The 25,437-nt window shown below is 51.4% G+C and carries 19 protein-coding genes and 1 pseudogene; 4 read left to right on the top strand and 16 right to left on the bottom strand.

Annotation, left to right across the window (positions count from 1 at the left end):
- Positions 1–40: 40 nt before the first annotated feature.
- Entirely contained in the window at positions 41–2,164 is a 2,124-nt protein-coding gene (pta, locus tag L975_RS06645) for a phosphate acetyltransferase (protein ID WP_218185573.1), read from the top strand.
- Positions 2,165–2,360: 196 nt separating this feature from the next.
- Here the strand turns inward: pta and yfcD are convergent, their stop codons facing one another.
- The 4 genes from yfcD to L975_RS06625 form a co-directional block, all read right to left on the bottom strand.
- Positions 2,361–2,873 carry an NUDIX hydrolase YfcD gene (gene yfcD / locus L975_RS06640; RefSeq protein ID WP_010864070.1) on the bottom strand — a complete coding sequence of 171 codons (513 nt, stop codon included), beginning with the start codon at positions 2,871–2,873 and terminating at the stop codon, positions 2,361–2,363.
- A gap of 26 nt (positions 2,874–2,899) precedes the next feature.
- The gene (gene yfcE / locus L975_RS06635) at positions 2,900–3,451 is read right to left on the bottom strand and encodes a phosphodiesterase (RefSeq protein WP_039045652.1); all 552 of its coding nucleotides are present in this window, start codon (positions 3,449–3,451) and stop codon (positions 2,900–2,902) included.
- A 140-nt stretch (positions 3,452–3,591) separates the two neighbouring features.
- Positions 3,592–4,773, bottom strand: a complete 1,182-nt coding sequence (locus L975_RS06630) for a thiolase family protein (protein WP_047707822.1) — start codon at positions 4,771–4,773, stop codon at positions 3,592–3,594.
- Between the two features lie 363 nt (positions 4,774–5,136).
- Positions 5,137–5,601 (bottom strand): Lrp/AsnC family transcriptional regulator, encoded by a 465-nt coding sequence (locus L975_RS06625; RefSeq protein ID WP_039045650.1) that lies wholly within the window; start codon positions 5,599–5,601, stop codon positions 5,137–5,139.
- 110 nt (positions 5,602–5,711) lie between these two features.
- Here L975_RS06625 and L975_RS06620 point away from each other — a divergent pair, with 110 nt between their 5' ends.
- The gene (locus L975_RS06620; RefSeq protein ID WP_047707821.1) at positions 5,712–6,776 is read left to right on the top strand and encodes a PLP-dependent cysteine synthase family protein; all 1,065 of its coding nucleotides are present in this window, start codon (positions 5,712–5,714) and stop codon (positions 6,774–6,776) included.
- Positions 6,777–7,040: 264 nt separating this feature from the next.
- Here the strand turns inward: L975_RS06620 and ydiK are convergent, their stop codons facing one another.
- A complete protein-coding gene (gene ydiK / locus L975_RS06615; RefSeq protein ID WP_047707820.1) occupies positions 7,041–8,162 on the bottom strand; it encodes an AI-2E family transporter YdiK in 1,122 nt (373 codons plus the stop codon).
- A gap of 140 nt (positions 8,163–8,302) precedes the next feature.
- Between ydiK and queC the strand changes: the two genes are divergently transcribed.
- Positions 8,303–8,995 carry a 7-cyano-7-deazaguanine synthase QueC gene (queC, locus tag L975_RS06610; RefSeq protein ID WP_047707819.1) on the top strand — a complete coding sequence of 231 codons (693 nt, stop codon included), beginning with the start codon at positions 8,303–8,305 and terminating at the stop codon, positions 8,993–8,995.
- A 128-nt stretch (positions 8,996–9,123) separates the two neighbouring features.
- Here the strand turns inward: queC and L975_RS06605 are convergent, their stop codons facing one another.
- The gene (locus L975_RS06605) at positions 9,124–10,521 is read right to left on the bottom strand and encodes a coniferyl aldehyde dehydrogenase (RefSeq protein WP_081995628.1); all 1,398 of its coding nucleotides are present in this window, start codon (positions 10,519–10,521) and stop codon (positions 9,124–9,126) included.
- A 571-nt stretch (positions 10,522–11,092) separates the two neighbouring features.
- Here L975_RS06605 and rrtA point away from each other — a divergent pair.
- Positions 11,093–11,707 (top strand): rhombosortase, encoded by a 615-nt coding sequence (gene rrtA / locus L975_RS06600; protein WP_081995627.1) that lies wholly within the window; start codon positions 11,093–11,095, stop codon positions 11,705–11,707.
- 52 nt (positions 11,708–11,759) lie between these two features.
- Here the strand turns inward: rrtA and L975_RS18555 are convergent, their stop codons facing one another.
- From L975_RS18555 to L975_RS06550, 10 genes and pseudogenes are all read right to left on the bottom strand, one after another.
- Positions 11,760–12,167 (bottom strand): helix-hairpin-helix domain-containing protein, encoded by a 408-nt coding sequence (locus L975_RS18555; RefSeq protein WP_047707814.1) that lies wholly within the window; start codon positions 12,165–12,167, stop codon positions 11,760–11,762.
- 169 nt (positions 12,168–12,336) lie between these two features.
- Positions 12,337–14,205 carry a peptidylprolyl isomerase gene (gene ppiD, locus L975_RS06590; RefSeq protein ID WP_047707813.1) on the bottom strand — a complete coding sequence of 623 codons (1,869 nt, stop codon included), beginning with the start codon at positions 14,203–14,205 and terminating at the stop codon, positions 12,337–12,339.
- A 129-nt stretch (positions 14,206–14,334) separates the two neighbouring features.
- Positions 14,335–14,610 (bottom strand): nucleoid-associated protein HU-beta, encoded by a 276-nt coding sequence (gene hupB, locus L975_RS06585; RefSeq protein WP_010864081.1) that lies wholly within the window; start codon positions 14,608–14,610, stop codon positions 14,335–14,337.
- 242 nt (positions 14,611–14,852) lie between these two features.
- The gene (lon, locus tag L975_RS06580) at positions 14,853–17,210 is read right to left on the bottom strand and encodes an endopeptidase La (RefSeq protein WP_010864082.1); all 2,358 of its coding nucleotides are present in this window, start codon (positions 17,208–17,210) and stop codon (positions 14,853–14,855) included.
- Between the two features lie 183 nt (positions 17,211–17,393).
- Complete coding sequence (gene clpX, locus L975_RS06575) at positions 17,394–18,668, bottom strand: ATP-dependent protease ATP-binding subunit ClpX (protein ID WP_010864083.1); 1,275 nt, start codon at positions 18,666–18,668, stop codon at positions 17,394–17,396.
- A gap of 83 nt (positions 18,669–18,751) precedes the next feature.
- Positions 18,752–19,375, bottom strand: a complete 624-nt coding sequence (clpP, locus tag L975_RS06570) for an ATP-dependent Clp endopeptidase proteolytic subunit ClpP (RefSeq protein ID WP_010864084.1) — start codon at positions 19,373–19,375, stop codon at positions 18,752–18,754.
- Between the two features lie 102 nt (positions 19,376–19,477).
- Positions 19,478–20,782, bottom strand: coding sequence for a trigger factor (tig, locus tag L975_RS06565; RefSeq protein ID WP_010864085.1), 1,305 nt, complete (start codon positions 20,780–20,782; stop codon positions 19,478–19,480).
- A gap of 489 nt (positions 20,783–21,271) precedes the next feature.
- Positions 21,272–22,141, bottom strand: a pseudogene (locus L975_RS06560) (L,D-transpeptidase family protein); the annotation flags it as partial.
- A gap of 381 nt (positions 22,142–22,522) precedes the next feature.
- Positions 22,523–23,710, bottom strand: a complete 1,188-nt coding sequence (locus tag L975_RS06555) for a dicarboxylate/amino acid:cation symporter (RefSeq protein WP_047707811.1) — start codon at positions 23,708–23,710, stop codon at positions 22,523–22,525.
- 349 nt (positions 23,711–24,059) lie between these two features.
- Positions 24,060–25,370 carry an inosine/guanosine kinase gene (locus tag L975_RS06550; protein WP_010864088.1) on the bottom strand — a complete coding sequence of 437 codons (1,311 nt, stop codon included), beginning with the start codon at positions 25,368–25,370 and terminating at the stop codon, positions 24,060–24,062.
- Positions 25,371–25,437: the final 67 nt, after the last annotated feature.

Below are 25,437 nucleotides of genomic sequence, written 5' to 3'. Positions count from 1 at the left end.
AGCATAACCGAAAGAGGTTTAGCCCGTGTCCCGTACCATCATGTTAGTTCCAATCGGCACCGGTGTCGGCCTGACAAGCGTCAGTCTGGGTGTTGTACGTGCGATGGAGCGCAAAGGCGTTAACGTCAACTTCTTCAAACCAATCTGCCAGCCACGCCACGGCGGCAACGGTCCTGATCTGACTACCAGCAGCATCCGTGCTAACAGCTCTGTGAAAACGCTGGAGCCGTTCACCCTGAGCTTTGCTGAGAACCTGATCGGTAGCGGCCAGACTGATGTTCTGCTGGAGCAAATCGTTGCTCGTTTCGCGGAAGAAACCAAAGATGCAGACACCGTTCTGATCGAAGGTCTGGTACCAACCCGCAAGCAGTCTTTCGCTAACAATGTGAACTTTGACATTGCTAAAGCGCTGGACGCAGAAATCGTCTTCGTTGTAGCACCAGGTACTGATACCCCAGAAGAGCTGAAAGAGCGTCTGGAAGTAGCCTGCTCCAACTTTGGTGGTCTGAAGAACAAATCCATCGCCGGCGTGATTGTTAACAAGCTGAATGCACCGGTTGACGAGATGGGCCGTACCCGTCCGGATCTGTCTGAAATCTTTGATGACAGCAACAAAGCTAAGTCTGTTAACGTAGAAGTGCTGCAGCTGTTCTCCAACAGCCCACTGCGCATTCTGGGTTGCGTGCCTTGGAACTTTGATCTGATCGCAACACGTGCTATCGACATGGCGAAGCACCTGAATGCAGAAATCATCAACGAAGGTGACATCAACACCCGTCGCATCAAGAATGTGACTTTCTGTGCACGTAGCATCCCGCACATGGTTGAGCACTTCCGCCCAGGCTCTCTGCTGGTGACCTCTGCTGACCGTCCAGACGTTATGGTTGCTGCCTCTCTGGCTGCCATGAACGGCGTGGAAATCGGTGCCCTGCTGCTGACTGGCGGCTACGCTATCGAACCACAAGTTCGCGAACTGTGTGCCCGCGCTTTCGAAACTGGTATGCCAGTATTCGGCGTGAACACCAACACCTGGCAGACTTCCCTGAACCTGCAAAGCTTCAGCCTGGAAGTACCAGTAGACGACAAAGCACGTATCGAAAAAGTACAGGACTTCGTTGCTTCTCACATCGACAGCCAGTGGATCGAATCCATGACTGCCGCATCGACTCGCTCACGTCGTCTGTCTCCACCAGCATTCCGTTACCAGCTGACCGAGCTGGCACGTAAAGCCGGCAAGCGCATCGTGCTGCCAGAAGGTGATGAGCCACGTACTATCAAAGCAGCAGCACTGTGTGCTGAGCGCGGTATCGCGGAATGTATCCTGCTGGGTAACCCAGAAGACATTCAACGCGTTGCGGCTTCTCAGGGCGTTGTTCTGGGCAAAGGTATCCAGATCATCAACCCAACTGACGTAATTGAAACTTACGTTCCACGTCTGGTTGAGCTGCGTAAGAACAAGGGCATGACTGAAGTGGTTGCGCGTGAGCAACTGCAAGACACCGTTGTTCTGGGCACCATGATGCTGGAAGCAAACGAAGTTGACGGTCTGGTATCTGGCGCAGTTCACACTACTGCCAACACCATTCGTCCACCATTGCAGCTGATCAAAACTGCACCGAATGCCTCTCTGGTATCTTCCGTGTTCTTCATGCTGCTGCCGGATCAGGTTCTGGTTTACGGTGACTGCGCGATCAACCCGGATCCAACTGCTGAGCAACTGGCTGAGATCGCAATTCAGTCCGCTGAATCTGCTATCGCTTTCGGTATCGACCCACGCGTTGCAATGATCTCTTACTCTACCGGTACTTCAGGTGCAGGTAGCGATGTAGAGAAAGTTCGTGAAGCGACCCGTATTGCGCAGGAAAAACGTCCTGATCTGATGATCGACGGTCCTCTGCAGTACGATGCCGCGATCATGGCTGACGTTGCGAAGTCTAAAGCGCCAAACTCTAAAGTAGCGGGTAAAGCGACTGTATTCGTGTTCCCGGATCTGAACACCGGTAACACCACATACAAAGCGGTACAGCGTTCTGCGGATCTGGTTTCTATCGGCCCAATGCTGCAAGGCATGCGTAAGCCGGTTAACGACCTGTCTCGTGGTGCTCTGGTTGACGATATCGTCTACACCATCGCTCTGACCGCAATTCAAGCGACTCAGCAGTAATTCGATAACGCGGCATCGCTCGGTGCCGCGTGTTGACTGCTTTTTTCGCTCGCTCAATAGACTGACGCTAAGAGATGTTTACTGCTAACCAGTTAGCATTAACTTTTACTGTTAGCTAAGCGCACAAAAAAACCGGCCTCAACGCCGGTTTTTTTATTTCTTACTGCCCAACCTATGCCGGTATCGCAGCCCAAACTCAAATATCATCTGTACCATTGCGGTTTAACCACAGATCCAGCGCCACGCGGGTATCTGGGGTAATTTCGCGGCGACGCTGATTAATCTCATCCAGCGACATCCACATCACTTCGGTGATCTCTGACTCTTGCAACGCAAATGGCCCACGGCTGATACAGCTGAATAATCCACCCCAGACTTTGCAATCCTCTGACTCATAGTAGAAGCTGCCGTGATCAAGGAATGGAATGCCGGCAATACCCAGCTCTTCTTCCGCTTCGCGCTTCGCGCCCTCGGTCAGGCTTTCCCCGGCGGAGACCACCCCACCAGCCGCCACATCCAACCATCCAGGATAGAAGTCTTTGCTGTCAGTACGGCGCTGCACCAGAATATGCCCCATGCCGTCGTGCACAATAATATAGGTCGCGCGGTGACAGAGGTTTTCCTCTCTAACCTGTTGACGCGAAACGGTATCGATCACTTTGTTATCCGCGTCAACCACGTCTACCCATTCTTGAACATGTGTATCCATCAGGCTTAATCCTTGAATGATGCTGCTCAATCGCCCAGAGTCACTGACAACAGCGGGGCTTGTGTTTCCAATTCGAGAACCTGCAACGTGTGGTCGGCATACAGACCATAACTGGCCGGGAAGCCGCCTTTCGGCAAGCTGGCTGAACCTGGGTTAAAGATCCAATTTGCGTCTTGCTGTTCCGCCAACGGAATATGGGTATGACCATAGGCCAACACATCACCACCAGCTAACGGTGGCAACGTGCTGCGGTTATACTTGTGGCCGTGCGTCAGGAAAAAGCGGCGCTCCGGTAGCAAAATCTGTTGATAGTCCGCCAACACCGGAAACTGCAACAGCATCTGATCCACTTCGCTTTCACAATTCCCGCGTACCGCAATAATTCTATCCTTGTAGGCGTTCAGCCGCTCAGCGACCTGCGCCGGCGCATAATTATCCGGTAACGGATTACGTGGTCCGTGATACATCAGATCGCCCAGCAAAATGAGCCAGTCCGCCTGATGTTGGTCAAAACGCTGCAAAACCTGCTCAGTCGCGCTGAGTGAGCCATGCAGATCAGAGGCAAATAACAGTTTCATGGGATGGGAAAATTAACGGAACAAAACCGTAGGATAGCGTACCACCGCGCCCGACGCCATCGTCAGATAAACAGAAAAGGCCTCCAACGGAGACCTTTTTTATTTCTGCCAACTATCTCAAATTACAGAGATAAAATGGTTTAATCAATCAGCTCGACGGTCATAGCCACACCTTCACCGCCACCGATGCACAGCGCGGCCAATCCACGCTTTTTCCCGTAGCGACGCAGGGCATGGATCAAGCTCACCACCACTCGCGCACCACTGGCGCCCAATGGATGGCCAAGAGCGCACGCTCCGCCATGTACGTTGACTTTATTGCTGTCTAAACCGACATCTTCAATCGCCAGCAAGGTCACCATCGCAAAGGCTTCGTTGACCTCGAACAAGTCGATATCGTCTGGCGTCCAGCCAGCCAGATCAATGGCTTTACGGATCGCGCCCACAGGCGCCACGGTAAACTCTTCTGGCGCCTGCGCATGGGAAGCATAAGAGACAATGCGCGCCAGCGGCTTACAGCCATTTTGCGCGGCATAATCAGCGGTACTCAGCACTAAAGCTGCCGCACCATCAGAAATTGAACTGGAGTTAGCCGCGGTAATGGTACCGTCTTTAGCAAAGGCCGGACGCAGACCCGGAATTTTCTCCGGTTTGGCATTGCCTGGCTGCTCATCGATACACACTTGCGTATTACCGCTACGGGTTACCACGGTGACCGGCACAATCTCTGCTTCAAATGCTCCCTGCGCAATCGCCACATTGGCTTTAGCCAGTGAGTTGATAGCAAAGTTATCCATCGCCTCGCGCGTCACGCCGCGCTTATCGGCCATTTGCTGTGCCAGAACGCCCATCAGCTTGCCGCTGTAGGCATCTTCCAGTCCATCGGTAAACATGTGGTCTTTCACTGCGCCATGCCCCATTCGCAAACCGGTACGGGCCGCAGGCATCAGGTATGGGGCTTGTGACATGCTCTCCATGCCACCCGCTACCACGACATCGGCTTCCCCGAGTTTGAGCGCGGCAGCCCCTTGCATCAAGGTTTTCATGCCGGAGCCACACACTTTGTTCACCGTGGTGCAAGGCACGCTATCCGGTACTCCGGCCGCTAATGCCGCCTGACGCGCAGGTGCCTGGCCCAATCCCGCAGGCAAAACGCAACCTAACAACACTTCATCCACCTGCGCCGGTTGAATGCCTGCACGCTCAATGGCCGCTTTCACCACTTCCGCCCCCAATTGTGGTGCAGTAAATCCGGACAGACTGCCCTGAAAACCACCCATCGGAGTACGCACAGCAGACAACACCACAATCTCTTTCGACATAGTAACCTCTTCCTTGGTTAAACACTCTTCTCTGGATGTATCAGCGCCATGGCTGACTTGTTGTTTATTTTTTATCAGCAAGTTATGACTTATAATTGACAAAAACTCGCACATCCAAAAAAAAGTTACCTACATTCCAAAATGATTGTCTGGTCGCTGGTTTTAATAAAAATTTGCCGTGCTGTGACAGCAGATGTAAACGACAAGTTGCTATTTTGACCACAAAGCACCGGCCATACACGACTCGTTACAAGACTACGTTCTAAACAGATGGGGCTTAACTCACGGCCTGATGTCCACGCGTGCACAGTTTTCTCGATTATTCGCGAGTCGGCAGCAAGATCGGCCGGCAATAGGCCTGCGTTATAACGGCAGCGCGGTGCTGTATTTGATCTGCTCCATGGCAAAACTGGAGGTAACTTCGCTCAAACCGCGCACATTGTTGACCAGCTTTTTATAAAACTCATCGAATGCTTTCATGCCGGAAACTTGCACTCGCAGCAGATAATCGTACTCCCCAGCCATGCGGTAAAACTCCATAACTTCGGGAAATTCGGTAACGTGAGCAACAAATGCTTGATACCACTCACGAGAGTGATCTTGGGTCTTTAACAGCACAAACGCGCTCATGCCGACGCCGATTTTTTCCGCATCCAGCAACGCGACACTGGCGCGGATCACACCCTCTTCTTCTAAGCGCTTCAACCGCTTCCAACAGGGCGTGGTGCTGAGGTTCACCGCTTCAGCCAAGACCTGTAAGGATAAGGTGCAATCCTGCTGCAGCATTGCCAGCAGTGCGCGGTCAGTTTTATCCAATTCCCGCTTCATATAGAAAATTATTCTCCCAATTCGGTTTTATGCGGTAATTATGGCAAGGTTTTTCCCCAACACTCAAGCTAGGATTAAGTCATAAGATCACCACTGACAGGATGATGAGCATGCCACGCCGTACATGGACTAACCGAGCCATTCAGGCCATCGAAGCCGATTTCCAGCGCTCTGCTGACACCCACCTGATTAAGCTGCCGCTGCCGGGATTACCGGGCATAGATATTTACCTTAAAGATGAGAGTACCCATCCAACTGGTAGCCTGAAACACCGTCTGGCGCGTTCGTTGTTCCTGTATGGACTGTGTAATGGCTGGATCCAAGAAGGCACCACCATTATCGAAGCCTCTTCCGGCAGCACCGCGGTTTCAGAAGCCTATTTTGCTCGCCTGTTGGGTTTACCCTTTATCGCGGTAATGCCGCGCAGCACCGCCAAGCGCAAGATTGCCCAAATTGAGTTTTACGGTGGCCGCTGCCATTTCGTGGATAACTCATCGCAAATCTATGCCGAGTCGGAACGTCTAGCTTGTGAGCTGAACGGCCATTACATGGATCAGTTCACCTATGCCGAGCGTGCTACCGACTGGCGCGGTAATAACAACATCGCCAACAGCATTTTCAATCAGATGGCGCTAGAGCCGCATCCAGTGCCGCGTTATGTGGTGATGAGTGCAGGTACCGGCGGCACCTCTGCCACCATTGGCCGCTATCTGCGTTACAAATGCCATCCCACAGAGTTGCTGGTGGTAGACCCACAAAACTCGGTGTTCTTCGATTGCTATATGCAAAATGACCGCAGCCTGACGTGCACTTGCGGCAGTAAGATTGAAGGGATTGGTCGCCCACGCGCTGAGCCATCGTTCATTTGTGATGTGATTGATGAAATGATGCAAGTGCCCGACTCGGCCAGTATCGCCACCATTCACTGGCTTGAAACCATTTTAGGCCGCAAAGCAGGTGCCTCAACCGGCACCAACTTGTGGGGCGCACTGCAACTGGCGCAGTGTATGCACCAGCGCGGTGAACAAGGTTCAATCGTGACCCTGCTGTGTGACAGTGGCGAACGTTATCTGGATACCTACTACAACCCGCAGTGGCTGTCTGAACACATTGGTGATTTGAGCGCGGATTTACACACGCTGCACAGCATTACCGGTACGCAGCCGCAGGCTTAAAATGGATAACAGGCCAGCTAAGAGAGGTATTCGAGCAGTAGAATACGTTATGCGTACTTCCGTTCTTGTCGCGTTTCTTGCCTAGCCAGTAAATCGGCACATAAAAAAACAGGCTCCGATAGCACGTACAGTTAGTCTGTATCGTTGTCATCGGAGCCTGTTTTATTTTGGCCTTTTATCTGGATGTTGCTTTTTATTTAGCCGAGTTAAACCCACCCGCCATCAAACAAAACCATCACAGACAGTACAATCTAAGAACAGCGATCATTTAGGCTCAGCGTTTGGCGAGCTTTGACTATCCGCGCTGTTAGCGATGATCGGCGCTGCCGGTTCACTATCTGCTTCTCGAATCCATGCCACCAGCAGAGTGTAAGCCACCGCCAGTACCACCGGACCGATAAACAGACCAATGATGCCAAACGCCAACAAACCACCGATAACACCGGTCAAAATCAGCATCAGCGGTAAATCTGCGCCACGCTTAATCAGCATCGGGCGCATGAAGTTATCCATGCTGCCCACCAGCAATGACCACACCAGCAAGAAGGTGCCCCAGGTGTTATCACCGGTCCAATAAATCCACGCCACCGCAGGAAATAGCACCAGTGCTGGCCCTAACTGAGCAATCCCCAGCAAGAACATCAACACCGTAAACACCATGGCATAAGGCACACCTGCGATGAACAGCCCTACACCAGCCAAACCGGATTGCACCAGCGCAGTCACCACCACGCCCAGCGCTACCGCGCGGATCGCTTGTGAGGCAAGAATCACCGCAGTATCACCACGCTCACCGGCTAAACGACGGGTAAAGCGACGAATACCCTGCGCCGCCATCTCCCCAGAGCTGTACAGCAAACCACAGATCACCACGGTGACAATGAAATGCACAATCAGCATCCCGAGATTACCGGCTTGCGAAGCCAGCCAGCCCAGCGATTTACCAACATATGGGGTGAGTTTGCTGGCCAGCGTCCGACCACCACTATTTTGAATTTGCGTCCAGAAATCGGCCAGTTTCGGGCCAATCCACGGGATCGCATCCAGGTGCGCCAGCACCGGAATATCCATGGTCGGCAGCTTGCGACTCCAGTCAATCAGCGCAGGCACGTTATCAATGACGGTACTGATGGTGAACAAAATTGGGATCACAAACAGCAGCAACAGCGCAGCCACCATCACAAAGGTCGCCAGCGAGCGTTTACCCCACAAAATCCGCTGTAATAACAGCAAAATAGGCCAGGTGGAAATCACGATCATCGTGGCCCACACCAATGCCGGTAAAAACGGATTCACGACCCAGAATGCCGCAATCAGCAGAATGCCGATAAACAGCACACTGAACACGGTACGCGTAATGTCCGGCCCGACAGGTTTGTTCAACATAAGAAACCTTACTCAGAGTTATCAGTTAACACTAACAAGCATAATACGGTATTAAAAACCATGACACGATTTAAGCGGTGCACAGCCGGTGGAAATTCTCTATCCTTACATTAACTTGTTGCAATTGAGAAACCGATACTATGTCCACAACCGTCGTCATTTTCAGTGGCGGACAGGATTCTACCACCTGTCTGGTTCAGGCGCTGACTCAATATGATCATGTGCACTGCATTACCTTCGATTACGGCCAGCGCCACCGCGCTGAAATCGATGTCGCGCGTAAGTTAGCGCAAAAACTGGGCGTCACCGCCCACAAAGTCATGGATGTCACCTTACTGAACGAACTGGCGATCAGTAGCCTAACCCGCGACAACATTCCGGTTCCCACCGAATGCAGTGACGGCGTGCCTAACACCTTTGTGCCAGGACGCAATATTCTGTTCCTGACACTGGCTGCAATCTATGCCTATCAAATTGGTGCCGAAAGCATTATCACTGGCGTGTGTGAGACAGACTTTTCTGGCTATCCAGATTGTCGTGATGAGTTTGTCAAAGCACTGCATCATGCGGTAAACCTTGGCATGGCGCGCGATATTCGTTTCGATACACCGCTCATGTGGCTGGATAAAGCCGAGACCTGGGCGTTGGCCGATTATTACGGTGCGCTGGAAACAGTGCGCCATGAAACATTGACCTGCTACAACGCCGTACAGGGCGATGGCTGTGGTGAATGTCCGGCCTGTCACCTGCGCGCGCGTGGTTTACACACCTATTTGGCCGATAAAGACGCGATCACTCGCAGCATGCTGCAAAAAACCGGTCTGCGCGCGTAAGCCTTTCTTCGCATCACGCGCAACGCCACTGAACTCAACATCACCGCGCTAAACATCACTGACTGGCGGCCTATCGGCACTCAACGCCAGTCAGTTAATTTCGCGTTTTATCTTATTTATCCACTCAGTTAGCGGCGTGACAACCAACGCAGCAATAGCCGATGCCACCAGCGATACGGTGGATGAATCAATGAGTTGAAATTCATCTTGCCGTATGACAGCACCGATTTCGGTTTCGAGAAGGTGCGAAAACCCTCAGGTCCATGGTATTGCCCCATTCCCGATGCACCCACGCCGCCAAACGGCAAGCTATCAATGGCAGCATGGAATACCGTCTCATTGATACACATCCCTCCGGCATGTGCCGTCTTGATCACCATCTCGGTCAAAAACGGCTCATCGGTCATCAGATACAGCGCCAGTGGACGTGGGTGATGATGGATATAGCGCAGGGCAATCCCTATCACGTCATAGGTTTTAATGGGCAATAGCGGCCCAAAAATCTCCTCCTGCATGACCTGCATGTCTTCGGTCACATGGGTGATCAGGTGAGGCACCATCCGCCGCGTTACAGGATCGATCGCTGGCGTTTGCAACGGAATAATTTGCGCACCCAGCGACTGGGCATCATTGAGCAAGTGCATCAGACGCTGAAAGTGCGCGTCACTGATCACCGAAGTGTAAGCCTCATTTTTTAGCGCATCAGGATACTGGCGGGCAAACGCAGCCTGCATCTCAGCAATCAAGGTGTCTTGCCGCTCTTCTGGGCACAACACATAATCCGGCGCCACGCAGGTCTGGCCGGCATTTAGCGCCTTGCCAAACACAATGGAGGGGGCAATTCGCGCAATATCAATGTCCGGAGCAATCAACACCGGACTCTTACCGCCCAACTCTAAGGTTACTGGCGTCAAATTGGCCGCGGCACTTTGCATTACTTTACGCCCCACTGCCGTAGAGCCGGTGAATAGCAGATGGTTAAACGGCAGCGCAGCAAATTCGGCGGCAATGTCAGGCCCGCCTTCCACAACGCCCACCTCTTCATCGGCAAAAGCATCACTCAGCATCTGTCGTAGCGCTTGGTTGGTTTGCGGGGTCAACTCAGAGAGTTTCAGCAAAACGCGGTTACCCGCCGCCAATGCCGTGATCAACGGTAGCAAAGCCAGATTGACCGGATAGTTCCACGGCACAATGATCCCTACCACACCGAGCGGCTGATATTCCACCCACGCCCGTGCCGGCCAAAAACTCAAGTCTACGTGGCGTTTTTCAGGTCGCATCCAGCGCGATAAATTACGCTGACTGTAACGCAGCAGTGAGTAGCTCGGCATCAGATCGGCCATCCGGCACTCCATTTCCGAGCGCCCACCGAAATCCTGCGACATGGCACTGATTAAGGCTTGCTCGTGCTGACGCAACGCCTTGCGTAGCTGCTGCAGCCAGTGCTTGCGCATTGAATAATCCGGATTCGGATTCATATCAAATGCATTTTTTACCCGGTTAAAGGCTAATTGCACGGCTCCCATAACGCAGACTCCTCGCATTCAGTCTCAGTGAGATTAATTGACTCAATTTGGTGCACAGGTGGCTGAATCATTCTGGCTGTTAGTGACCGCAGAATAACGGCGATGCAGAGGCGATTCAGGTTCGAGTGATCTCGGTTCGTGCGGCTAGCTTACGGCATAGGTAACCGCTTAGATAGCGGCTGAAATAACCAAGATTCTCGTACATCGAAACTGTGCCACAGATATCCCCATTGGCGCTACCGCTATCTGGTAACAAGCACCCCGCTTTTCTGTTTCCAGCGGTAAATTCAGTAATTTGATTGAAAAACAACACGTTATTACAAAACCATTCGCCATATTATTCTATAGAATGGTCAGGAGTGTACGACTATTGGCAAGCTATAACGTAGCGTCATAACCGCCACGGACTTCTCCAAGTATACGTGCTAATCTCAAAGACCGAGACGCCAGTGAATAATTTAAAGTGACAAATAAATAAACTTCGTCGCAAGGATTGCATCGATTGGCACACAACCACCGCCCGCATCAAGCACCCACGGTTAGCACGACGACCGGAACTGCACGCACGCTCATGCGCTTCTTATCCAGAAGGATGCTAAAGTCATCCCATCGTGCTCTATACGGGTATTTGCTGCTCGGTAGCGTTGTGCTGATCGCTTTGCAAACCGTGTCCCCTGTCATTGGGCAAGTTTTGCAATGGCAAGCATCTGATGCAGTAAATCTGCAAACCTGGTGGCGGCCTTTTACCGCGCACCTCGTACACACTAATCTAACGCACTTACTGATGAATCTGCTGGGGTTATGGCTGCTCGTCTGGGCGGCCTATCCTTTACTGCGCGCTCGGCAAGCCATTACGCTTTATCTGCTGTGCTGTGTGGCTATCGGGCTGACATTACCGGCTAGCGGCCTTGGGAGTTATCGCGGATTATCTGGCGTGCTGTACGGAATAGTAGCGTGGTTAAGTGTGGCCAGTTGGCGCTGCCCTGGTGTTGCTATCTTGCCCAGTTGGCTGACCGGCGGACTACTGGCGCTGCTGTTATGGCCAGATAGCCAGCACGATGCGTTTACGGCGCATTTGATACAAGCACGCGTCGCTCATCTAGCCCATTTTTCTGGAGCGCTCTGCGGTGCGCTTTACGGCATGCTATGCCGACTACCGACTCAAACGAGCTCACGGCGCAATTAAGCAAAAACGAAGCAGCATCTACGCAAACAGTAAACGACAACCGCCTCGCAATTTACAGGCTGAGCCGCTCACGGTTCTTTTTCAAAATCCCTTCGCCGATACCTTTCACTTCCAACAACTGTCGCACATCAGAAAACGCGCCATGGCGCGTGCGATATTCAACAATTGCCTCCGCCTTACGCCGACCAATACCAGATAGCCCCTGATCCAACTCATCCACCGAAGCGGTATTGATATTAACTGGCGGCATCGCCGGTTTTGTCTTCGCGCTCGCAGCAGAATGCGCTGAATTTTCAACCGTAGATGCAACGCCAGCCGTAGCCGGCTCCGCGGCCACATTTTCAATCGGCAAGCCGTTGATAATATAGCGCTCCGCGCTTTGCGCACTGAACGTGAATAGTGGCAAACCGGTAAGCAGCAATAGTGCTACGGTAAAGGCAGGTTTCCTTGCATTGAACACGTGAGTCCATTCCTTTCTATGTACTGAAGATGTCGGTGACTTGAAATTGTCTTGGTGCGTCATACGGTATGCAAATAGATTCACTTGAACAATTCGCGCACACAGAAAAAGCAAAGAGCCGCAAAAGCGGCTCTTTGTGGTTACATCTTGTTGCAGTCAACGCGGAATATTACTCGGTTTCTGCCATGTTACCGTATTTGATGTCAGCATCAGCGCGCAGGCTAGCCAGCATCGCTTCGAAGGTCACAGTCATATCGGCATTCAGCTGCTGCTGAGCGAAAATTTTCTCCAGCTCAGGATTTGGCGTGCTCTGCACACCCAGCAGTTCAACCAGAACTACATCCCCTTCGCCGTTTTCACTGATGCCATACGCCGGCTTGCCTTCGGCTGGTTTTGCCAAGCCAAACACAGTGTTAACCAGTTGCTGGTCTGGTGAATTACGCTGCAAAGTCTCTTCAGCGGCGAAAGTCACACCTGCGGCTTTCAGCGCTTCGTCACCTTTACCCGCACGCAGTTCAGTCAGCAGCTGTTCAGCTTGCTTACGAGCAGCCACTTGCGCCTTCTGGAACTTCAGCAGCTGAGCAATTTCAGCGCTAACTTGTTCAAACGGCTTACGTGCTTCCTCTTTGTGCTCAACCACTCGCACCACAAAAGCGTGGCTGTCGTCGACAGAGATCACGTCAGAGTTGCTGTTACCGGCAATCAGATCATCACTGAAGATAGCTTTCGTCAGTGCAGGGAAGTTCAGTGCGGCAGGCACATCCTGCTGGCTGAACAAACCGGTTTCCTGAATCTTCAGGCCAGTTGCGCTGGCGACGTCATCCAGTGAGTCCGGATTTTCGAATGCTTTGTCACTGGCTTTTTGCTGCAGAGCATAAAACTCGTCAGTCGCTTTGGTTTGACGCAGCTGCTTAGCCACTTCATCACGCACTTCAGACAGTGGGCGAACCTGCGCTGGCTGGATATCATCCAAACGAATGACATGATAACCAAACTGCGTTTTCACGATCCCAGAGATATCGCCTTTTGCCGCCAAGGCAAAAGCCGTTTGCTCAAACTCTGGCGCCATCACACCTTTTTCAATCCAGCCCAGATCGCCACCGTTACGGCCAGAGAACTTGTCTTCAGACTTGGTTTTGGCCAACGTCGCAAAGTCAGCACCGTGCTTAAGCTCGGTTTCGATTTCCTGCGCAGCTTTCTCGTTGCTAACCAGAATGTGGCTCAGCTTACGACGCTCAGGCTGGCTGAAGTGAGATTTGTTGTCCTGATAGTACTGAGCAATTGCGGCATCATCGATTTTCACCGCGTCTTGCAGCGCTTTCGCATTCAGCTCTACATAACGAACTTTGACCTGCTCCGGTGACATGAAGCTGGTTGGATTCGCATCGTAATAGGCTTTCTCTTCCTGCTCAGTCACAGTTTGCTTGGCTTCCAGTGGCTTAACCGCCAAGGTAGCCAGACGCACCTTACGCTCTTGTGTCAGCAGGGCGAATGTTTGCTCGCTCTCTTTTGGCAGCACAAAGTCTGTCGCAGTAAAGGCTGACAGCAGTTGCTGGCGCACCATTTGCTGACGCATGTATTGGCTAAAAGAGTCCGGCGTAAAGCCAGCACGTTGGATCAGCTCCAGATACTGGGCATTATCAAAACGGCCGTCTTTTTGGAATTCAGGCATGTTGACGATGCTTTGCTTGATTTGATCATCACTGACACGCAGGTTCAGTTTTTTTGCATATTTATCAAGCAGCACGTCATCGATCAGACGGTTCAGTACGTCTTTGCGTACCATGTTCAGGTACTTAGGGTCTGCAGCTAAGGTATTGAAATTATCCCCGAGGCGTTGTTGTAAGTTATTACGCTCACTTTGATACGCCTGCTCGAACTGCTGGTTGGTAATTTCCTGGCCATCCACTTTAGCAACATAGTTGCCGGAGGAGCTGAGGAAGCCCTGCACACCGGTCAGAACGAACGACAGAATAATGATACCGAGCACAACTTTCAGCGCGATGCTATGTTGAGCGCTGCGCAATTTGTCCATCATGAGTTGACAATGCTCCGTCTTGTTACGCTGTCAAATAAGAAAAAAAGCGCATCATAGGATGCGCCTTGAAATCAGTGCCACTGTATGTTGGTTGTTAATTGACGCGCCAACACCCGGCATTGAGATTAATTAGCCATTAACGGCATCTTTCAGTGCTTTACCCGGACGGAACGCTGGCACTTTAGCCGCAGCGATGGCAATTTCCTTGCCTGTCTGTGGGTTACGACCTGTGCGGGCTGCACGCTCACGCACGGCGAAAGTACCGAAACCTACCAGAGCCACATCATCACCGGCCTGCAGTGATTCGGTTACAGACTCAATTAAAGCATCTAACGCACGACCTGCTGCGGCTTTAGAAATGTCAGCATTCGCCGCAATCTTGTCAATCAGTTGAGACTTATTCACTCTTCATCCCCTCTAAGAATCTCATATCGTGCCCGGTGATGTCCTTCAGGGCTACGATGGCGCTTTTATATCAGTCTTGATACTGCTTGGCAAGCTGACATCACGCCGGTCTGTTTAAGTTGCAAGCCACGTAGCACAAGGGCTGAGCAGCTTTGACTGTAATACGGTAACGGGACAAAAAAAGACTGGCAAGGTCATCTGACCCTGCCAGTCTCACATTTATCTACGCTTCTTGCAGCAGATCACGCTTTCGCCGCTGGCAGCTCTGCGCCGAACGGGTTATTTTCCAGCGCCAGAGTCAGAACCTGATCGATTTTGCTGACCGGATGGATCTGCAAATCGGCAATCACGTTCTCTGGGATCTCTTCCAGATCGCGACGGTTCTCTTCTGGGATCAGCACCACTTTCACGCCACCACGGTGAGCGGCCAGCAGTTTCTCTTTCAAACCACCGATTGGCAGCACCTGACCACGCAAAGTGATCTCACCCGTCATCGCCACATCCGCACGGACCGGATTGCCGGTCAGGCAAGATACCAGTGCGGTGCACATGGCAATACCAGCACTTGGACCGTCTTTTGGCGTTGCCCCTTCTGGCACGTGAACGTGGATATCACGTTTTTCATAGAAGTCTGGATTAATGCCCAGCTTCTCGGCACGTGAACGCACCACGGTCATCGCCGCCTGAATGGACTCTTGCATCACCTCACCCAACGAACCGGTGTAGGTCAGCTTGCCCTTGCCCGGCATAGAGGCCGTTTCGATGGTCAGCAGATCGCCGCCCACTTCAGTCCACGCCAAACCGGTGACCTGACCAATATGGTTTTCACCATCGGTGCGGCCATAATCAAAGCGCTGCACGCCCAAGTACTCTTTCAAGTTCTTGTCGTTGATGGTAATGCTCTTCAGGCTCTTATCCAGCAACAGGTTCTTCACCGCTTTACGGCACAGTTTAGAGATTTCACGCTCCAAGCTACGCACGCCAGCCTCACGGGTGTAGTAGCGAATAATGCCAATCAGGGCACTCTCTTCTACCGTCAGCTCGTTTGGCTTCAGCGCATTGCGCTCAATTTGTTTTGGCAGCAGATAGCGCTGAGCGATGTTCAGTTTCTCGTCTTCGGTATAACCAGACAGACGGATCACTTCCATACGATCCAGCAAAGGACCAGGGATGTTCATGGAGTTCGAGGTCGCCACAAACATCACATCGGACAAGTCGTAATCCACTTCCAGATAGTGATCGTTGAACGTTGAGTTCTGCTCTGGATCCAACACTTCCAGCAAGGCCGAGGCCGGATCGCCACGCATGTCGGACGCCATTTTGTCGATCTCATCCAGCAGGAACAGCGGGTTTTTCACGCCCACTTTGGCCATTTTCTGGATCAGCTTACCCGGCATAGAGCCGATGTAAGTCCGACGGTGACCGCGGATCTCAGCTTCATCACGTACGCCGCCAAGCGCCATACGCACATATTTACGACCAGTCGCCTGCGCGATGGATTGCCCCAGAGAGGTTTTACCTACCCCTGGTGGGCCAACCAGACACAGGATTGGACCTTTCACCTTGTTGATTCGGCTTTGTACCGCCAAATATTCCAGAATGCGCTCTTTAACACGCGCCAGACCGTAATGGTCTTGATCCAGAATCTGCTGCGCTTTCGCCAGATCTTTTTTCACTTTGCTACGCTGATGCCAAGGCACCTGCAGCATCCAATCAATGTAACCGCGCACAACGGTGGCTTCGGCTGACATTGGTGACATCATTTTCAGCTTTTGCAGTTCGGCTTCGGTTTTTTCCTTCGCCTCTTTCGGCATTTTCGCCGCATCGATCTTCTGCTTTAAGCCTTCAAACTCATCAGGAACATCTTCCATCTCGCCGAGTTCTTTCTGAATCGCTTTCATTTGCTCATTCAGATAGTACTCACGCTGGCTCTTTTCCATCTGCTTTTTCACGCGGTTGCGAATACGCTTTTCCACTTGCAGCAGATCGATTTCAGATTCCATCATCGCCATCAAATATTCCAGACGCTCAGAGACGCTGGTAATTTCCAGCACCGCTTGCTTGTCTTTCATCTTCAATGGCATGTGCGCGGCAATGGTGTCCGCCAGACGCGCTGCATTGTCGATACCGGCCAGAGAAGTCAGCACCTCAGGCGGGATCTTTTTGTTCAATTTGATGTAGTTTTCGAACTGAGCGGTGGCGGTACGTACCAGCACTTCCTGCTCAGCTTCGTCGACCGGCTGCGTCGTCAGGAAATCAACCTGCGCGACAAAAAACTCATCACTGTCAGATACCAAATTAATTTTGGCGCGCTGCTGACCTTCAACCAATACCTTAACGGTACCGTCAGGGAGTTTCAGCATCTGCAAGATGGTCGCAACCGTACCGACCGGATGCAGATCCGCCGCAGTCGGCTCCTCGGTGCTCGCATCTTTTTGCGCCACCAGCAGGACCTGCTTGTCATTTTCCATTGCTGCTTCTAAACAACGGATGGATTTTTCCCGCCCTACAAACAGGGGAATGACCATATGCGGATATACCACCACATCACGCAACGGCAGAACGGGAACATCAATTCGCTCGGAACGCTCCAGGTTCATAGAACTCTCTCTTAAAGACTTAGCTTCCGCCAAAATTTAGTTGTTATCTGAATATATGGGGACGGAAAAACCAGATTCAACGTCTGACACTATAACTTAGTAAAGAAAAAGGGAAGGTTACCCTTCCCTCTATATTACGCTGTTTCTGCAGACATTTTCTGTCTAAATCACCGCCAAGCGGGATTAATCTGCATTCGATGCCTGAGCTTCCGGTTTGGAATAAATCAGGATCGGTGAAGCGTTACCGTTAATAACCGCGTCGTTGATAACCACTTTCTCCACACCGCTCAATGTCGGCAGGTCATACATCGTATCCAGCAATACGGCTTCAACGATAGAGCGCAGACCACGCGCACCGGTTTTACGCGCCAGTGCTTTCTTCGCAATGGCGATCAGCGCATCTTGCTGGAATTCCAGCTGTACGCCTTCCAGATCAAACAGCGCTTGATACTGCTTGGTCAGTGCGTTCTTCGGCTCTTGCAGGATCTGAATCAGTGCCGCTTCATCCAGCTCAGTCAATGTGGCGACAACCGGCAGACGACCGATAAATTCCGGGATCAGACCAAACTTGATCAAATCTTCCGGCTCGACCTGAGTAAACAGCTCACTCAGACCAATCTTGTCATCTTTACCTTTCACCTGCGCACCGAAACCGATACCCGTACCGGTATTCAGACGCTGCTCAACCACTTTATCTAAGCCAGCAAATGCACCGCCACAGATGAACAGGATCTTAGAGGTATCAACCTGCAAGAACTCCTGCTGTGGATGCTTACGACCACCTTGTGGTGGAACGGCCGCAACAGTACCTTCAATCAGCTTCAGCAGGGCCTGCTGCACGCCTTCACCGGATACATCTCGGGTGATTGACGGGTTGTCAGACTTGCGGGAAATCTTGTCAATTTCATCAATGTAGACAATACCGCGCTGGGCTTTGGCCACATCGTAATCGCATTTTTGCAGCAATTTCTGGATGATGTTTTCTACGTCTTCACCCACATAACCGGCTTCGGTCAGTGTAGTGGCATCGGCCATGGTGAAAGGAACATCCAGCAAACGAGCCAGTGTTTCGGCCAGCAAAGTTTTACCACTACCGGTAGGACCGATCAGCAGGATATTACTCTTGCCCAGCTCCACACCATTGTTGGTATCGCCATTACGCAGGCGCTTGTAGTGGTTATATACCGCAACAGCCAGAACTTTCTTGGCATGATCCTGCCCAATCACGTAATCATTCAGATGGTTACGGATCTCGTGGGGAGTCGGCAGTGCACTGCGATCACGGCGTGGTGACAGTTCTTTGATCTCTTCGCGGATGATGTCGTTACACAGATCGACACATTCATCGCAGATATACACGGACGGCCCGGCAATCAGCTTGCGCACTTCATGCTGGCTCTTGCCGCAGAAGGAGCAATACAACAATTTGCCTGACCCGTCTTTGCGCTTATCTGTCATTCGTAAACCTCTTATCGGGGCTCAGCCCCGGAACCTGATAAACCTGTTTTCAGTGTATATCAGCCCCCGGAATGTTGCCGCTATTACTCGCGATGGCTGAGTACTGCATCAACCAGACCATATTCCACCGCTTCTTCAGCCGACATGAAATTATCGCGGTCAGTATCGCGTTCAATTTTGTCCAGTGGCTGTCCGGTATGCGCGGCCAGCATTTCATTCAGTTTCTGTTTGGTTTTCAGAATCTCTTGCGCATGGATCTGAATGTCAGAAGCTTGTCCCTGGAAACCACCCAGAGGCTGGTGGATCATAACGCGGCCATTCGGTAAACAGAAGCGTTTCCCTTTAGCACCACCGGCTAACAGGAATGCGCCCATCGAACAGGCCTGTCCCATACATACGGTGCTCACGTCTGGCTTGATGAACTGCATGGTGTCATAGATAGACATACCGGCAGTCACCGAGCCACCTGGTGAGTTGATGTACAGATAGATATCTTTTTCCGGATTCTCTGACTCAAGGAACAGCAGCTGAGCCACGATCAGGTTCGCCATATGATCTTCCACCTGACCGGTCATAAAAATGACGCGCTCTTTTAGCAGGCGGGAATAAATATCATAGGAGCGTTCGCCGCGTGATGTCTGCTCAACAACCATCGGCACTAAAGCCATACGGGTGGTGAAATCATCCTGTTTTGCGTTGTATGACATTGCCTTCTCCCCATAGAAAAATGGCCCGAGTGATGCTTCACCCGAGCCATAGATAGCAGAAGAGCCGAAATTAAGTCAAATACTTAGGTCGGCCCATAGTTCTTAGGCTGCCGGTGCTTGGTTCATCAGCTCATCAAAAGTTGCTGCTTTTTCAGAAACTTTTGCTTTTGCCAGAACAGCATCAATTGCTTGTTCTTCCAGAGCAACATTGCGCATGTTGTTCATCAGTTCTTCGTTCTTCTCGTAGTAAGCAACGACTTCTGATGGATCTTCGTATGCGGAAGCCATGTCAGCGATCAGTGCTTTAACGCGCTCATCATCAGCCTTCAGTTCGCTGGACTTGATTACTTCACCCAGCAGCAGGCCGATTTGTACGCGACGACGAGCTTGTTCTTCGAACAGTTCACGTGGCAGTTCGAATGCTTTGTTAGCCTGAGCACCGAAACGCTGAGCCGCTTGCTGACGCAGAACATCAATCTCACCATCGATCAGAGCAGCAGGAATGTCAAACTGGTTTGCTTCCAGCAGACCTTCCAGAACCTGAGTCTTCACGCGGTTTTTCACTGCGTTGGTCAGTTCACGGGTCATGTTCTTACGGATTTCAGCCTTCAGGCCTTCCACAGAACCGTCCGCTACACCGAAACGCTGAACGAACTCTGCAGTCAGTTCTGGCAGTTCACGCTCTTCAACTTGCTTCAGAACGATAGCGAACTGAGCAACTTTACCTTTCAGGTTTTCAGCGTGGTATTCAGCTGGGAAAGTCACTTCGATAGTGAACTCTTCGCCCGCTTTGTGACCTACGATACCTTCTTCGAAGCCAGGAATCATACGGCCCTGGCCCATTGCCAGTACGAAATCAGTCGCTTTACCGCCTTCGAATACTTCGCCGTCTACAGAGCCGGTGAAATCGATGGTTACGCGGTCTTCAGCTTCTGCAGCGCGATCAGCTGCTTTCCAAGTTGCTTGCTGCTTACGCAGAACGTCGATCATGTTGTCAACGTCAGCGTCGGTCACTTCAACTACCGGCTTTTCAACTACGATAGATTCCAGACCCTGCAGAGCGATCTCTGGGTACACTTCAAAAGTAGCAGTAAAAGTGAAATCCTGACCTTCAGTCGCTTCACCTGGAACGAAAGTTGGCGCGCCAGCCGGATTTACTTTCTCTTTGATGATAGCTTCGATGAAGTTGCGTTGCATTGCTTCACCCAGTACATCTTGGCGTACGGACTGACCATAGCGCTTGGCTACCAGGCTCATCGGTACTTTACCCTTACGGAAGCCATCTACACGTACGTTCTTTGCAACGCGCTGCAGTTCGTTACGAACAGCAGTTTCAATAGCATCAGCTGCTACAGTGATGGTCATGCGGCGCTCAAGGCCTTGAGTAGTCTCAACGGAAACTTGCATCTTTTACCTCAAAAAAATCCTCAGTGCTCGGAATTGCTGAGCGGTGTGGTTGTAGCGTTACACTCAATAAAACTCAACGACACAATCAGTCGCCGAACACAACCGATATATCCTGTTATCGGAACGTCCCGAGTACAGTTTGGAAAACTAGACGGGGCATTATAGCGGTGCTAGGGGGGGGAGTCGAGTTAACAGAGGGCAACAGATGTGCTTGCGCTCAATTTTCCCGCAACCTGTCGCAGTTTAATTGTCTGTAAACTTGTCTAAACGCATCAGTTATTAACACGCAGAGGGAATGTGAATATCAGATACACTGTGATTTACAGAAATTAACGGTTTATCTCTGCTGTTCTGTGCATATTCACTGAGCGTTATCGCTGCACCATTGGTATAAAAAACCCCGCAGTAATAAGCGGGGTTTCCAAAACTGTATGCTCGCGCTAACAGCGACCAAGAAAGAAAAAAATATTCTCAGTTGCTTTCGCCAGCGGTCACATTCACTGGGATACCAGAGCGGCGCGCCACTTCTTTCTCAGCATCAGTGCTGTTAGTCAGTGGGCTCAGAATGAAAGATTGAACCGGCTTGGTGAATGGAATCACCATAGTCTGTGGGTCATCGCTTTCATTCTTAGACAGCGGCTGGTGTACTTCGATATAACGCTGGCCATTTGGCTCGACAGAAACTTTGATTGGCTCGTTCACCACCTGCACACGGGTACCTACTGGTACGGTGTTGAACAGGGTTTCGATGTCATCTGGGCGCAGACGGATACAGCCGGCGCTCACGCGCATGCCGATACCGAAGTTAGCGTTAGTGCCGTGAATCAGGTATTCGCCTTTACCGTGCGCCAAACGCAGGGCAAACAGACCCATTGGGTTTTCTGGACCGGCCGGTACTACGGCTGGCAAGGAGATACCTTGAGCTGCGTACTCTTTACGGGTATTCGCTGTTGGCGTCCACGTAGGGTTAGCACGCTTGGAGATAATGCTAGTCACCATGGTTGGTGTCGAGCGGCCCACACGGCCGATACCAATTGGGTAAACCTCAACGGTATTAGAGCCTTTTGGATAGTAGAACAGACGCAGTTCTGCCAAGTTCAGAACGATACCTTCACGTGGTGTATCTGGCAACAGCATCTGAGTTGGGATACGCAGGGTCATCCCTTTTTGTGGCAGGAACGGATCCACATCAGGATTCGCTTCCAACATCGCAATCAGACCTACTTGATAACGAGCCGCAATCGCTTCGAGCGACTCACCGTTACCTGGAACAACATAGGTTTCTTCAGTACCAACCAGGCGGCTACCCGCTGGCGGCAAAGGATAAGACGCAGCCAGTGCCGAAGGCACTGTCATCATTGCCAGCGCAGACACCAGCAGGCCGGCAAATACACGAACAGCTTTCATTGATGACCCCAAAAGAGCCTAGTTTCATATCAGTATGGACAATCCATACCATATGGCTAGTGCGAAATTAACAAGATTGTAACCAGAGGCGTAGCATAGGATCAGACCTGAACCGGTCTGCGGCTAACAACATCAGGGGCACATATTAAATTATGTCTACAAAAAACAATAAACCTTTTGTTCAGATTTTTTTGATCTTTGCTTTTACATCATGTGATTACGCAACACTGCGCCCCTATCCGGCCTAACCAACGTAAAAAAGCCCGCTAAGCGGGCTTTTTGTATCTCTGATTCACTGAATCAGAAGGATTAATCAGTACAACCTGACATCAATTAGGCGATATCTTCCGCCACTTCCGGCTCAGCATCTTCCACGCTGTCACCGGTGGCCATCTTGTCGACACACATCGCCAGCGCACCATCACCGGTTACGTTACATGCAGTACCGAAACCATCTTGTGCCAAATGCAGCGCAATTTGCAGACCAAGCATCGCTTCGCTAAAGCCGAGCATGGTACCCAACAGACCCAGTGCCGCCATCACTGCACCACCCGGCGCACCTGGCGCAGCCACCATGGTGATACCCAGCATCATGATAAATGGCAGCATCTCACTCAAAGATGGCAGGTGAGCATAACCGCTCATCAGCATCACAGCGCAAGCTACAGTCACGATACTGATAGCAGAGCCTGCCATGTGGATGTTTGCACACAGTGGTACCACAAAGTTCGCAATGCCTTTGCTGGTTCCGGCCACTTGCGCTTGGCGCAGCGTTACTGGCAGGGTTGCTGCAGAAGACATGGTACCCAGCGCGGTAAAGTAAGCCGGCATCATGTTTTTCAGCAGGAAAAGCGGTGAACGCTTAACGATAGCGCCAGTGGTAATGAACTGGAATGCCAGCCACAACCAGTGCAGCACAACCACCAGCACCAGTACCAGACTGAATGTCTTCAATGTGGCGAACACGGTGCCCTGTACGGTCATATCGGCAAAAACACCGGCGATATAGAACGGCAGCGCCGGGATCATGCACTTGCTCAGCAGCAGTTCAATGATGTCACGGCCTTGGTCGCTCAGCTTTTTCATTTCGCTGCTGCCGGTGGACACAATGCCCAGACCGAACACGAATGCCAACACTAACGCACTCATCACGCCCATCACTGGCGGGATTTGCAGAGTCATCAGCGGCTCTAACTTACGTACCGGCTCCGCCAGCGTACCAGCATGGCTCAGCAATGATGGCAGGATCTGGATTGAAGCAAAGTAAGCCAAGAAACCCGCACCTACCGTGGAGGCATAGGCCAAGCCAACGGTTTTGCCGAGCAATTTACCGGAGTTCTTCGGCAAACTGGCAATACCGCTGGTAACAAAAAACAGGATCAATAGCGGGATGGTAAAACCAATCATCTGGCTGATCAGCACCTTGGCGGTGATCAGTACACGGATAAACAGATCTGGTGCAAAAAGGCCGCAAAGTACACCGAAAGCAATACCTGCCAGCAAGCGTAAAATCAACTTCATCGTTCCCTCTCTAATAATAACAGCATGTGGGGCATCGGATTTAGGGCGCCTTTTTAGCATGCAGGAAAAATTAAATCTGCCTTAAATAGTGAAAAAATTCGGTTTAATCATAAAGTTTATCACTAAACGCTAAATATGAACGTTTCAGCTCAAATTTATGAAGATTTTAAACCGTGTTTATATTGCATTTAAAAAAGGCCGGCTGGCCGCCCCATAGGCCATCGCTAGTCACCGTGTCATATAAAACAGCTTCATATGTAACACGATGTACGAACCCAGCATGAATATAAAAAAAGCCAGCATAACTATGCTGGCCTGAACGGTGGGATGCGTACAATCTAAATGCCGATTAACGTTCCCAGTAGGACTCTTCCAAGCTGTCTTCACGCTCTGGCAGACCACGAGTCAAACGTGGTGAGTGCTGGTTCAACACTTGATAGCTCACGCGGTTAGCGTATTTGCACAGTTGCGCCAGTGAGGAATAGCTCATAAAGGTGCGCATATGCTTGCTGGAGTTCGGAACGTTATTACGGTGATACTGATTTGCCGCCATGTCATGCAAAATCGATGACAGCGCGGCATCACCGGCACCGTTGGTGTTCATGATTTTTTCTGGGCCGCCCATGTACGGGGAGATGTGCGAGTAAATCCGCTTTGGATTTTCACACGCCTCACGATGCATCGGACGGCTGAACTCGTACAGGTTAAACTCTGGGATCACCCCTGGCAGCAGCGGATGCTGGGTCTGACGCAGCGTGCTTTCATCGGTATAACCGGCCATGTACAGGCCGACAGGACCGGCAGTACACAGCACCAGATCAACCCAATCCAGCGCCTTATCAGAGGCCGCCAGCGGATCTTCGATACCGGTCAGCGCTGCCGCTTCTTCTTCATTCATCGCCACCACATCAATGTGATCACGCAGGAAGTCACGCCACCACTGAGGGTTTTCTTCAATCAAGATCTTGGTGCCCAGCGTCAATACCACAGGTACACCGTACTGCTTGGCATAACCGATAGCACGCATAGTAGCGTCAGACATCGGCTCACCCGGCTTGCAACGCAGCAAGTAAGAGGTCAGCACCAGCGCGGAAGCGCCAGCAATCACTTCTTCGGGAATGCTTTCTGGATTCAGGTGGTTCATCATGCCCGGGCTGATCGCAAATGTACGTTCGCCATTTTCGGAGATCAGCGCAAAGCAGCGACCAATAGGGCCATCAACCGGTTGCAGGTAGTCCAGATCCAAGCGGCTGGAGGTGTTGCACAGATAACGGTACGCATAGCCACCGATTTCGATGTGACTGCACATCACGCCCAGCATGATGGATTTGTCATCGGCCAGAACGGAGTAGTTGTGCAGCGTATTGCCGATCGTACCGCCGGCAAATTCGTGGGTGATCAGATCACGCTCTTTCAGTTCTTTGTACAGGGCTTCAGCAACATCATCTTCAATCAGTGAAGAGTGACCTTTGCTCAGGTTGTAACGGCTAAGAAAATCCTCATCGACTCGCGCTTCAATATCAACCAGCGTCTGGTCAATACCGACCACATAGGCGGTGCTGATTTCACTTTCAGCAGCTCGCATCTGGTTGATTAACAGCGGATCGCGGGCACTGACAGGAAAGTAATGCTTGGATTTACGTTGACCGGGAAATTTCATCGTTCAGATCCAGAAAGAGGCGTTGGACAATCAGCTAGAACGCGAATTCTATCACAGAAAGCTGCAA

It is taken from the genome of Plesiomonas sp. ZOR0011 (assembly GCF_000800945.1).
In the GTDB taxonomy this organism is placed as follows: domain Bacteria; phylum Pseudomonadota; class Gammaproteobacteria; order Enterobacterales; family CAMTGL01; genus Plesiomonas; species Plesiomonas shigelloides.
Note: the sequence above shows the minus strand (reverse complement) of the source record. Positions and strands in the feature narration are given on the sequence as shown.